9 protein-coding genes and 1 tRNA gene are annotated in these 12,110 nt (G+C 58.2%); 8 read left to right on the top strand and 2 right to left on the bottom strand.

Annotation, left to right across the window (positions count from 1 at the left end):
• Nucleotides 1–631: 631 nt before the first annotated feature.
• Nucleotides 632–707: transfer RNA gene (locus G463_RS0115850), tRNA-Pro, on the bottom strand.
• Between the two features lie 168 nt (nucleotides 708–875).
• Here G463_RS0115850 and pcrA point away from each other — a divergent pair.
• Together pcrA and ligA are read left to right on the top strand one after the other, a co-directional pair.
• Nucleotides 876–3,128, top strand: coding sequence for a DNA helicase PcrA (gene pcrA / locus G463_RS0115845; protein ID WP_026975938.1), 2,253 nt, complete (start codon nucleotides 876–878; stop codon nucleotides 3,126–3,128).
• Nucleotides 3,129–3,185: 57 nt separating this feature from the next.
• Complete coding sequence (gene ligA, locus G463_RS0115840) at nucleotides 3,186–5,228, top strand: NAD-dependent DNA ligase LigA (protein WP_026975937.1); 2,043 nt, start codon at nucleotides 3,186–3,188, stop codon at nucleotides 5,226–5,228.
• 76 nt (nucleotides 5,229–5,304) lie between these two features.
• On the opposite strand, the gene G463_RS23005 is transcribed toward ligA, so the two are convergent.
• Nucleotides 5,305–5,451, bottom strand: a complete 147-nt coding sequence (locus G463_RS23005; RefSeq protein WP_156900262.1) for a hypothetical protein — start codon at nucleotides 5,449–5,451, stop codon at nucleotides 5,305–5,307.
• 234 nt (nucleotides 5,452–5,685) lie between these two features.
• On the opposite strand from G463_RS23005, the gene G463_RS0115830 reads away from it, so the two are divergent.
• The 6 genes from G463_RS0115830 to G463_RS0115805 all read left to right on the top strand — a co-directional run.
• Nucleotides 5,686–6,645 (top strand): MraY family glycosyltransferase, encoded by a 960-nt coding sequence (locus tag G463_RS0115830; RefSeq protein ID WP_026975936.1) that lies wholly within the window; start codon nucleotides 5,686–5,688, stop codon nucleotides 6,643–6,645.
• A gap of 99 nt (nucleotides 6,646–6,744) precedes the next feature.
• Nucleotides 6,745–7,035: an Asp-tRNA(Asn)/Glu-tRNA(Gln) amidotransferase subunit GatC gene (gatC, locus tag G463_RS0115825; RefSeq protein ID WP_026975935.1), complete on the top strand. Its 291-nt coding sequence runs from the start codon at nucleotides 6,745–6,747 to the stop codon at nucleotides 7,033–7,035.
• 5 nt (nucleotides 7,036–7,040) lie between these two features.
• Nucleotides 7,041–8,477: an Asp-tRNA(Asn)/Glu-tRNA(Gln) amidotransferase subunit GatA gene (gene gatA, locus G463_RS0115820; RefSeq protein WP_026975934.1), complete on the top strand. Its 1,437-nt coding sequence runs from the start codon at nucleotides 7,041–7,043 to the stop codon at nucleotides 8,475–8,477.
• A complete protein-coding gene (gene gatB, locus G463_RS0115815; protein ID WP_026975933.1) occupies nucleotides 8,477–9,907 on the top strand; it encodes an Asp-tRNA(Asn)/Glu-tRNA(Gln) amidotransferase subunit GatB in 1,431 nt (476 codons plus the stop codon). The genes gatA and gatB overlap by 1 nt, the downstream gene beginning before the upstream one ends.
• Before the next feature lie 84 nt (nucleotides 9,908–9,991).
• On the top strand, nucleotides 9,992–11,353 hold the full coding sequence (gene rlmD, locus G463_RS0115810) for a 23S rRNA (uracil(1939)-C(5))-methyltransferase RlmD (RefSeq protein ID WP_026975932.1): 1,362 nt from the start codon (nucleotides 9,992–9,994) through the stop codon (nucleotides 11,351–11,353).
• A 482-nt stretch (nucleotides 11,354–11,835) separates the two neighbouring features.
• On the top strand, nucleotides 11,836–12,110 hold a 275-nt coding region (locus G463_RS0115805), incomplete at its 3' end, for a transposase (RefSeq protein ID WP_026975940.1).

Genomic DNA, 12,110 nt, shown 5'->3' with positions numbered 1-12,110 from the left:
TTCACTTTCCTCTTATGGGTATTCATTCCTTGGAAACCAGGTGGAGTGGTCGGTATCCACAAGCGGTAACGATAGACAGGCTAAAAAGGGCATACGAATCCCTTGCCCTTGATGACACTTCCTTGTTTTGGTTTCTGTCCAATTGAAACCGTCCAAAACGGCAATATCAAGTTGTAGTTGCTCGGTCTGCTCTGTATACATTTGTATAATCCGCTCTACGTGATCTTTTGGCAATGGCGTCTGCCGGATGTGAGCGATCCTTGCCTCCATTAAATGAAACATATCCTGCATGGCGAAGAAAGACTGCACCCGTTTCTTCGTCCGGCCAGGCACCTATACTCGGCATATGGAAGCAGGTCCAACTGCAATTCTATGGAAAACGCACCTCCAGAACCGGTAAATTGTTTGTTTTGGTCAACTACAATTTTACCAATTCTACGGTTAGGTGCGTTTTGCTATTCACCCCAAATCAACGGCTTTTCGGACACGCTCTTTAACCGCAAATTTCAATAACAAAAAGACCACTCCTTCCTGTTGATTTCACAGGGAACAAGTGGTCTGCTCCGGGTGTAAACGTGTCTGACTGTAAACACATGGTTCACGACAGCTTACAAACCGCGTCAAATCTGTATGGTCGGAATGACAGGACTCGAACCTGCGGCCTCACGGTCCCGAACCGTGCGCTCTACCACCTGAGCTACATTCCGGCGGGTCAAATCGACAAGACGTAATATACCACGCGTGCCAACGCGCGTCAACTCGCATTTTCATGGAAATGATTTCTTCGAGAAATTCCACCGCTCATCGTTTCGAGCGCTCTGAAAACCGAACATATGTACTATAATGGAGGGGACATTCAGAAAGGTGGAATGGACGTGTTTTCTGTGGCGCCCGATGCAGAACGGATTGTCGCGGGACTGAATCCGCAGCAGCGCGAGGCCGTGGAGACGGTGGATGGCCCGTTGCTCATCATTGCCGGGGCCGGCAGCGGGAAGACGAGCGTGCTGACGCGGAGAATCGCCTGGTTGATGGCGGCCCGTCGCGTACCTCCCTGGAGCATTCTGGCGATTACCTTTACCAACAAAGCGGCGCGCGAGATGCGCGAACGGATTGAGGGGCTCGTCGGACCCGCGGCTGCGGACATCTGGGCGATGACATTCCACTCCATGTGCGTGCGAATCTTGCGGCGGGACATCGAGAAGCTGGGATACGCTTCCGGGTTCACCATTTTGGACGACGGGGATCAACTCACGACGGTCAAGCGCATCCTGTCCGACTTGAACATCGATTCCAAACGATACGATGCGCGGGCCGTCCAGTCGGCCATCAGCGCGGCGAAGAACGAGCTGCGTTCCGCCGAGCGGGTGCGTGATATGGCCGGGAACCCCTGGCAGAAGGTGGTTGGCGACGTCTACCTGGAGTACGAACGGCGGCTGAAAATCAATCAGGCGCTCGACTTTGACGACCTGCTGATGAAGACGGTGCAGTTGTTTGAACGGCACCCGGACGTGCTGGCGTTTTACCATCGAAAATTCCACTATATCCACGTGGACGAGTACCAGGATACCAATCACGCACAGTACCGTCTGGTGAAACTGCTGGCGGAGGGGCGGCAGAACGTGTGTGTGGTGGGCGATTCGGATCAGTCCATCTACAGTTGGCGTGGTGCGGACATTCAGAACTTCCTTCAATTTGAACGGGACTATCCGCAGGCGAAGGTGATTCGCCTGGAGCAGAATTATCGTTCCACCAAAACCATTCTCCACATTGCCAACCACGTCATCCAGAACAACGTGGAGCGCAAGGAGAAGACGCTGTGGACCGATAATCCCGAGGGTGATAAGGCGACGGTGTACCAGGCATTCGATGAAAAAATGGAAGCCAGGTACATCGTTGAGAAGATTCAGCGCCATGTGCAGGAGGGCGGCCGGTTTGACGACTGCGCGGTTCTGTACCGCACCAACGCCCAATCGCGGGCGATTGAAGAAGCGTTCCTGCAGGCGGCGGTGCCGTATCGGATTTTCGGCGGATTGAAATTCTATGAGCGGAAGGAAATCAAGGACATTCTTTCATACCTGCGGCTCCTGCTCAATCCGGACGATGACATCAGTTTGGAACGGGTCATCAACGTGCCGAAGCGAGGTATCGGCGCAGGTACGCTCGACAAGCTGCGGACGTTTGCGGCCAACTACGGCCTGTCTTTGTACCGGGCGTTGGAACGAGCGGGAGACGCGGGGCTCGGGAGCCGAGCGGTTGCGGCGCTGACCAGTTTTCTCAATACGCTCGATCCGCTCATTCGCATGCGGGAATTCCTCAACGTGACGGAACTGACGGAGGCGGTTTACGAACGGACAGGGTATTTGGAGGCGCTGCAGCGCGAGAAGACACTGGAAGCTGACGCCAGAGTGGAGAACCTGAAGGAATTCCTCTCGGTGACTCGCGAGTTCGACGAACGATTCTCCGACGAGGAGGGAGAGCGACTGGCGTCCTTCCTGGCGGAAGTGGCGCTGGTCGCGGACACGGACCTGAACGGTGGCAGGCCGGAGGCCGATGTTCGCGCGGACAACCAGGTTGTGCTGATGACGTTGCACAGCGCCAAAGGCCTGGAGTTTCCCGTGGTGTTTCTGCCCGGCTTTGAAGAAGGGCTGTTTCCGCACAGCCGGTCGCTCGATTCCCCGGCGGAGATGGAGGAGGAACGGCGGCTGTGCTACGTCGGGATTACCCGTGCGAAGCAAAAGTTGTACGTCACCACCTGCACGGCTCGAACGATTTTTGGCCAGTTCCGCCAGTCCGCACCCTCACGGTTTCTCGCGGAAATGCCGGAAGACGCCATCGAACGGGAACAGCCTCCATCGTTGACCGCGCGTCCCATGTGGTCTCCGCGACCGGATTCATCGGGCAGACATGGAGGCACGGGGCTGTCTCACGTTCCGGCCTCCTTTGGAGCGGATCTCAGTGTGGCGTATGCGCCGGGCGACAAGGTGGAGCATCGGAAGTGGGGCGTCGGAACTGTGGTGGATCGCAAAGGAGAGGGCGAGGACATGGAGTTGACCATCGCGTTCCCCGCGCCGATTGGCGTGAAGAAGCTGTTGGCAAAGTTCGCGCCGATTGTCAAAATGAAAGCGTGATGGAGGGCCAGGCCCCGATGGTGGACCTGTTTCAGAAGGGATGTTTGGAACCGAATGATGTCGTTGTCTGATGCAAAGCGCCGTGTGTCGGAGTTGAAGGCGCAAATTTTCCGGCACAACCACCTGTACTACGTGCTGGACGAGCCGGAGATTACGGATGCCGAGTACGATCTGCTGATGCGCGAGTTGATTGAGCTGGAGCAGGCGTATCCGGAATTGGTGACGGCGGATTCGCCCACCCAGCGCGTGGGCGGAGAAGTGGCGAGCGGATTCGCCAAGGTGGAACACGAAATACCGATGCTGTCGCTCAGCAACGCGTACAATCCGCAGGAACTGCGGGAATTCGACCGACGCGTGCGAGAACTCGCGGGGGAGCCCGTCCAGTACGTGTGCGAGTTGAAAATTGACGGACTGGCGGTAAGTCTTCGCTATGAGAATGGACTTCTCGTGCGCGGCGCGACGCGCGGCGACGGGGAGGTCGGCGAGGATATCACGGCCAACATCCGAACCATTCGGACAGTGCCTCTGCAATTGCCGGAACCGCTGAATTTGGAAGTCCGAGGCGAAGCGTACATGCCGAAGCGCGCGTTTCTGCGACTGAATGCGGAGCGCGAGGCGGTGGGCGAGCCGCTGTTTGCGAATCCGCGCAACGCGGCGGCGGGATCGCTTCGTCAATTGAATCCGAAAATCGCCGCACAGCGCGGATTATCCGTTTTTGTGTACGCGCTGGCGGACACGGATGGCACAAGGTTGACGCGTCATTCCGAATGTCTGGAATGGATGGCGTCCCTCGGTTTTCCGGTCAACGCCAATCGAAAAGTGTGCGATACCATCGACGAGGCCATCGCGTTTGTGGAAGAGTGGGCGGAGAAGCGCCGGGATTTGCCCTACGCGACGGACGGCATGGTGATTAAGGTGGACAGTCTGGCTGCACAGGAGCGGCTCGGGTTCACAGCAAAGAGCCCGCGCTGGGCCATTGCGTACAAGTACGCCGCTGAACAGGCGGAGACGAAGCTTTTGGACATCGTACTGAGCGTGGGCCGCACCGGCGCGGTCACACCGACGGCGGTGTTTGAGCCCGTGCAACTGGCGGGGACCACCGTGAGCCGCGCTTCTCTGCACAACGAGGACTACATTCGTCAGAAAGACATTCGCGTCGGGGACACCATCATTGTGCAGAAGGCCGGCGACATCATCCCTGAGGTGGTGCGGTCGCTGCACGAGCAGCGCACGGGAGAAGAGAAGCCGTTTTCCATGCCTGAGGTGTGCCCGCAGTGTGGCGAGCCACTGGTTCGCCTGCCGGATGAGGCCGCCTGGCGATGCGTGAATTCGTCCTGCCCGGCGCTGATTCGCGAGAGCCTGATTCACTTTGTTTCTCGGGATGCGATGAACATTGAGGGGCTCGGTGAACAGTGGATTGCCCAACTGCTGGACCATGGGCTGGTGCGGAACGCGGCCGACCTATACCGACTCCGCAAGGACGATTTGCTGACGCTGGACAGGATGGGCGAGAAACTGGCGAGCAATCTGCTGTCGTCCATCGCCGCGAGCAAAGAGAATTCGCTGGAGCGACTGTTGTTCGGCCTTGGAATTCGCCACGTGGGCGAAAAGGCTGCGAAAACCCTGGCCCGCGAATTGAAGGACATGGATGCGCTGATGCGAAGCAGCGTGGAGGAACTGATGCAGCTGCGCGACATTGGGCCGAAAATGGCCGAGAGCATCGTCGCGTACTTCGCCACGCCCGCTGCGCAACAGTTGGTTGTGGATCTCCGGGCGCTCGGCGTCAACATGACCTACCTTGGCGGAACCTGGGAGAGCGGCGGGGCGCAGACCTCCGCGTTTGCGGGCCGGACGTTCGTGCTCACCGGTACGCTCAGTACCATGGACAGAAAGCTGGCCTCCGAATGGGTGGAGAAGCTCGGCGGCAAAGTGACAGGCAGTGTGAGTAAGCAGACGGATGTGGTGGTGGCCGGGGAAAAAGCGGGGAGCAAACTCACCAAGGCGGAGCAATTGCGGGATTCGGGGCAAAAGCCAGAGTTGGAAATTTGGGATGAGGCCATGTTTCTGGATGCGTTGAAATCGGCGGGCGTGGCATACTGAGCGTGACGCACGCTCGTCCCATCACACAGCGGCCCAGGAGCCTGGCGATGGCCAAGCTCTGGGAGCGAATGACGAATTATTGCCGTCCGCGAACGAACTCGGGTAGCGTGTACTTCTCTTCCGTCTTGGTGTGGAACCACGTCACCCGCGTGGACAACCGTCCCAGCGCAAAAATGGCTGGAACAGCAACCACACAAGCCAGAATCATTTCGCTTTGTGTCAACGTCATCCCCTCCGAACTGGAAACTGTGACGGATGGGCGTCCGCCCATTCCCATGTGTATGTGACAAGGTTGACAAAGATACATGGGGCTGGCGTGACACAGGAGCCGAGACGACTGTTATAATGATGGAAGCATTCCGCAGTTGACGGATACAGACAGAAGTCGACAGGGATTCATTGAATCTCTGTAGCACGGTTCTGTAAATCCTGTGCAATCAGGAAGGATGTTTCGGGTATGCACGCAGGTTGGTACTACGTGCTCAGCTTCCTTGTGGCCTTTGTTTTTGTCTACGCGACCGTTCCCTACGTTCGCCAGGTTGCGATGAAGCTGGGCTTTGTCGACAAACCGAACCCTCGCAAGATTCACAAGGAACCCATTCCCCTGCTCGGGGGATTGCCGTTGTACGTAGGGTTTCTCATCACCGGCGGCGTGTTCGGTGACGGCGGCAAAACGTTCTGGGGAATTGCCGTCGGCGGTCTGCTCATTTTTGGTATCGGTGTGATTGACGACTACTACAAGACGCGGGGCAAGGATTTCAAGGCATGGCCGAAATTTCTGATGCAGATTGTGGCGGCGGTCATTCTCGTTTTATTCGGCGTGAAGATTGGCGGAATTACGCTGCCGCTGCACCACGTGTACTACGCATTTCCAATCTGGCTGTCTCTGACGACCACCATCCTATGGGTGGTGGCATTGACGAACATGGTGAATTTCCTGGACGGGGTCGATGGTCTGGCGGCGGGACTATCGGCCATTTCCGCCATGACGCTGTTTTTTATCGCGCTGCTCAAGGGCCAGCCCGATATGGCGGTGCTGGCGGTGATTCTGATGGGTTCAGCCCTGGGATTTCTCCGCCATAACTTCCATCCTGCGCGCATTTTCATGGGTGACGCGGGAGCCACCTTCCTCGGCTACGTGTTGGCCGCCATCGCAGTCGGCGGTGCGTTCAAGAGTGCCACGCTGGTCTCACTGGTCGTGCCCGTGCTGGCGCTCGGAGTGCCAATTCTCGACACCATGTGGGTGATTATCCGGCGTTTTCGGGAAAACCGTCCTATCTACGTGGCGGACAAAGGCCATACGTTCCACCTGCTGATGAAATCCGGTCTCAGCCAGGTGCAGACGGTTGCTTTCCTGTACCTGCTCGGCATCTGTTTTTCCCTGGCATCGATTGTCGTGCTCCTCGTCGTGCACTGACCGTCGTGCGCTTATCGGCCTGCGTATGCTATAATCCCCGAAGAGTTTTGCGCCGTGTGTAAATAACCATCACATTGGAATCGGCAAGGAGGGAATGGTGTGAAAATTACTGAGGATACCATTCGGCATGTGGCCAAACTGGCGCGCCTCGCGGTGAGCGACGAGGACGTCGCCAAGCTGGCGCCGCAGTTGAACGATATCATGGGCTACAATGAACAGTTGCAGGCGCTCCCGTTGGACGAAGTTCCCCCAACCAGCCATCCGTTTGCGCTCTACAACGCGCTTCGAGATGATGAGCCTCGCCCGGGACTCACGCGCGAGCAGGCGCTTGCCAACGCCCCGGATTCTGATGGAGAACAAGTCCGCGTACCTGCGGTATTGGAAGGTTGAAGCCAATGACCATACATAGTGTGAAAGCCATTCTCGAGTCGTTGCAGAAGAAGGAAACCTCTCCACTGGATTGGGTGGAGGCCAGCCTGGCGGAAATTGCGAACAAGGACGGCAAGGTGCAGGCGTTCCTGCATGTGGATGCGGAGGGCGCGCGCCAACGTGCCCAGGCACTCGAAGGAAGCGGCGGATTGTTGGGTGTGCCGTACGCTCTGAAGGACAACCTGTGCACGGAGGGGATGCCGACCACAGCGGCAAGTCGGATTTTGGAAAATTATATTCCGCCCTATTCGGCGACCGTCGCCAACAAGCTGGCGGCTGCCGGCGGTGTGCTGGTGGGCAAGACGAACATGGACGAGTTCGCCATGGGCTCTTCCACAGAAAACTCGGCATTTCAAAAGACGCGGAACCCCTATCACCTGGATCATGTGCCCGGCGGTTCCAGCGGCGGCTCGGCTGCTGCCGTGGCAGCCGGCATGGTGCCGTTTGCGCTCGGATCGGACACCGGCGGCTCCATTCGCCAACCGGCGTCGTTCTGCGGCGTGGTTGGCCTCAAGCCAACGTATGGACGCGTTTCCCGCTTTGGGCTGATTGCGTTCGCATCGTCGCTGGATCAAATCGGCCCGTTCACGCGCACGGTGGAAGACGCGGCGTACGTCCTCCAGGCCATTTCCGGGCACGATCCGCTCGATTCCACGTCCGCACCGCAGCCGACGGAAGACTTCACCGCCGCGTTGACGGGCGACGTCAAGGGACTTCGCATCGGGGTTGTCACGGATTTCGATATGTCCGGTGTGGATCCGGAAGTGAAGGCGGCGGTCGATGGCGCCATCGCCAAGTTGCAGGCGGCGGGCGCGGAAGTGGTGGAGATTCAATTGCCGCACAGCCAGTACGCCGTGGCCACCTACTATCTGATTGCGCCGGCGGAAGCGTCGTCAAATCTGGCGCGCTACGACGGAGTGCGCTACGGAAAGCGGGCGGCGGGTGAGACGCTGCTCGAAATGTACGAACGGACGCGCAGCGAAGGATTCGGCATAGAAGTCAAGCGGCGAATCATGATTGGCACCTATGCGCTGTCCTCCGGATACTACGATGCGTACTATCTGCGCGCCCAGAAGATGCGCACGCTTATCCGCCAGGACTACGAGGCAGCATTCGAGAAGTGCGACGTGATTGTCACCCCCACCGCGCCGACTCCGGCGTTCCGATTCGGAGAAAAGGTGGACAACCCGCTTCAGATGTATCTGAATGACGTGTTCACCATTCCCGCCAATTTGGCGGGCCTGCCGGGTATCAGCGTGCCATGCGGATTGACTCAGAGCGGCTTGCCGATTGGCCTGCAGATGGTGGGACGGGCGTTTGATGAACGTACACTCCTGCGCGCTGCGCATGCCTACGAGCAGGTGCGCGGCTTTGAGATGCCAGCTCCGGAGGTGAATGGATAATGGCGTTTGAAACAGTCATCGGGCTGGAAGTGCACGTGGAGCTGAAGACGAAGAGCAAGATTTTCTGCGGTTGCCGAACCGACTTCGGGGCGCCGCCCAACACCAACGTGTGCCCCGTCTGCCTGGGGCATCCGGGGACGCTGCCGGTGCTCAACCAGGAGGCCGTGGAGCTGGCGTTGAAAGCGGCCACCGCGTTGAACTGCAAAATTAACCAGGACTGCAAATTTGACCGGAAGAACTACTTCTACCCCGATCTTCCGAAGGGGTATCAAATTTCTCAGTATGACCAACCCATCGGCGAGCATGGGTACATCGAAATCGACGTCAACGGGGAGCGGAAACGGATTGGCATCGTTCGCGTTCACCTCGAGGAGGACGCCGGTAAGTCGATGCACGCGCCGGATGGGAGTCATACGCTCGTGGATTACAACCGGACCGGTGTGCCGCTGATTGAAATTGTGTCGGAACCGGACATCCGTTCTCCGGAAGAGGCGCGCCTGTACCTGGAGGGCATCCGTTCCATCATGCAGTACTGCGGCATCTCCGACTGCCGCATGGAGGAAGGCTCGCTCCGCTGCGACGCGAACATTTCGCTTCGTCCGGTGGGACAGAAGGAGTTCGGGCAGAAGGCGGAGTTGAAGAACATCAACTCCTTCCGCTTTGTGCAGAAGGGGTTGGAATATGAAGTCGAGCGGCAGACGCAGATTTTGAGCCAAGGCGGAACCGTGGTGCAGGAGACCCGCCGATTCGACGAAGCTACGCAGACCACCGTCTCCATGCGCTCGAAAGAAGAGGCGCACGATTACCGCTACTTCCCGGAACCGGACTTGGTGCGTCTGCGTGTGGACGACGCGTGGTTGCAGCGCGTGCGCGAATCGCTGCCGGAGCTGCCGTTGCAGAAGCGGGATCGATATCAGAATGAACTGCAGTTGCCCGCGTACGACGCCGGGGTGCTGACGAGCGATATCGAGATTGCACAGTATTTCGAAGCGGTGGTTGACGCCGGGATCGATCCGAAATCCGCCAGCAACTGGGTGATGAGCGACGTGCTCGGCTACGCCAACGCGAACGGCTTGACGCTGTCCGCGTTCCCTGTGGCGCCGGCCCAGTTGGCCGGCCTGATTCAGCAGGTGACGGCGGGCAAGATCTCCATCAAACAAGGCCGTGATGTGTTCAAGATCATGTGCGAAACCGGCAAGGACGCGGTCACCGTCATCCGCGAACAGGGATTTGAGCAAATCAGCGACGAGGGAGCGCTGATTGCCATTGTGGAAGAGGCGATTGCGAACAATCCCAAGTCGGTGGAAGACTATCGCGCCGGCAAGGAGAAGGCGATTGGCGCACTCGTCGGCCAGGTCATGAAGGCGACCAAGGGCAAGGCCAACCCCGCGGTCGTGAACAAGTTGATTCTCGAACGGATTCAAGCGTAATCTGTCCGGCAGCACACGGCAGATACGCGATGATGGACACCAACCGGCCCAATCCTGGGCCGGTTTTGCAATGGAGGAGCGACGATGGTGGAGCGACCGGTACAACTGGGGCAGACGCACGAGGTGGAGGCACTTCGCCTCAACGACGATGGGCACGGTGTGGCTTCCATCCACGGATTCACGGTGTTCGTTCCGGATTTGCTGCCGGGGGAGCGCGGACTCGTGGAGATTACCGCCGTCGAACGGCGCTTCGCCCGCGCACAACTGGTGGGGGGGCGAAGCGTCGACGCAGCACAGCGGACGGTGCCGCAGTGCCAGGTGTTCGGCGCCTGCGGCGGATGCCAGCTGCAGCACCTGTCCTATCCGGAGCAGTTGCGTCACAAACGCGAAATGGTCACGCAAGCCTTGCGCCGACTGGCGAAACTGGATGTCCCGGTTCGTCCGACGCTCGGCATGGCGGAGCCGTGGCGGTACCGCAATCAGGTGCAGGTGCCTCTGCGGTTTGATCCGGCCATTCACCGTTTGCGCCAGGGATTCTTCGGCCCGTCCAGCCATCGTTTGGTGGAGACCAACCATTGTCGTCTTGAGCCCGAGGCGATGGAGGATACCATCCAATCTGCGGTGTCGATGCTGAACACAAAGCTCGGCGACGTCGCGCAACCGATTCATCATCTGATTGTCCGCCAATCGTTTGCCACACAGGAACAGATGTTGATTCTGTGTGTGAGACAGCCCGGTGTTCTGGCACTGGATGTGGTGCGGGCATTGATGAACCTTCCGCACGTGGTCACAGTCGCCGAAACCGTGCAGCCGCGTCCGCACGGGCCGGTGTGGGGCAAGGACGTTCGCATTCTCGCAGGAAGCCCGCACCTCGTGGAGCGGATTGGGCCCCTGGAATTTCTGATCTCGCCGCGCTCCTTCTTTCAAGTGAACACTGCGCAGGCGGAGGTGCTCTACCGAGAGGCGCTCGCCGCGGCCGACGTGCAAGCGGAGGACACCGTACTGGACGCTTACTGCGGCACGGGAACCCTATCTCTGATGTTTGCCTCGAAAGCCCAACGCGTGGTCGGCATTGAGACCATTGCCGCAGCAGTCCACGATGCCCGAAAGAATGCGAAGCACAACGGGATGGACAATGTCGAGTTCATCGTAGGCGAAGTGGAACGGGTGTTGCCGGAACAGATTCGTGGGGGTGCGCACTACGATATCGCCTTGCTCGATCCGCCCCGCAAAGGCTGCCATCCCGCCGTGCTGCACAGTCTTGCGTCCGCGCGACCGCGGAAGATTGTGTATGTATCCTGCAACCACGTCACCTTGGCACGCGACCTGCGTATGCTCGCCGACGCGGGATACGAGGTGTCATACGTGCAACCGGTGGACATGTTTCCGCAGACGGGGCATGTGGAGTGTTGTTCTCTCCTTGTCAGAAAAGATGTAGCCCGATAACAATCTCCTGCAATCCAAAATAATCTCCTGCTCCAGCGAGAATAAATACCTGATCCAGGCGGGGAGACGGCACGGGACAAAAAGGAGAAATCCCTGTATTCCGCAGCTTCATTTTGCAAAAAGAAGCGGAGTTCGTTTATGCATTGCTGCAGCATATTCATATGCAGCACGTGTGCTACACATATTGCAGTTAAGGGTAGGTTAACCCCTCAAGCGCACGTAAGCCACGTTACTGGTTGCTATCAATTAATCTGTTCATTATATCCACCAAGTGCCCCACAACAGTCTTTGTGGTGAATTCCACGGGCGGTTTAACCGAAAGTGACGGAGTAGTAATGCACTCTTTTATCGCCGTAACAATTCCTTGCGTATCATGCGGGCTGACAACGTAGTGACCGTATTTCCGCAGGATGTTAGCTATACTGGCCCCAGAGTCAACCCAGACAGAAGGGATGGGTTAAGATGAAGTAGAGGTGTTTATGATGCCGGGACGTAAGTGGACAGTGGACGAGAAGATGAACATCGTGCTCGAGGGCATGATGCCCGGTGCGAATATCAGCGAGGTATGTCGGCGGCATGGCGTGGCCCAGAGTCTGTATTACAGGTGGCGTGAAGCGTTCCTGACTGGTGGACGGGCTGGGCTTCAGTCCGGACCCTCTACGAGGGAGCAGGAGCTGGAGAAAGAGTTGCAGGAGGCTCGGGCTAAGATCGGTGAACTCACGATGCAGGTGGATGTGTTGCGAAAAAAATCGAATTG

Origin of the sequence: Alicyclobacillus contaminans DSM 17975 (assembly GCF_000429525.1) — a bacterium.
Taxonomy (GTDB): Bacteria; Bacillota; Bacilli; order Alicyclobacillales; family Alicyclobacillaceae; genus Alicyclobacillus_A; species Alicyclobacillus_A contaminans.
The sequence above is the reverse complement of the archived record's forward strand: the minus strand, read 5'-3'. Positions and strand labels throughout refer to the sequence as shown.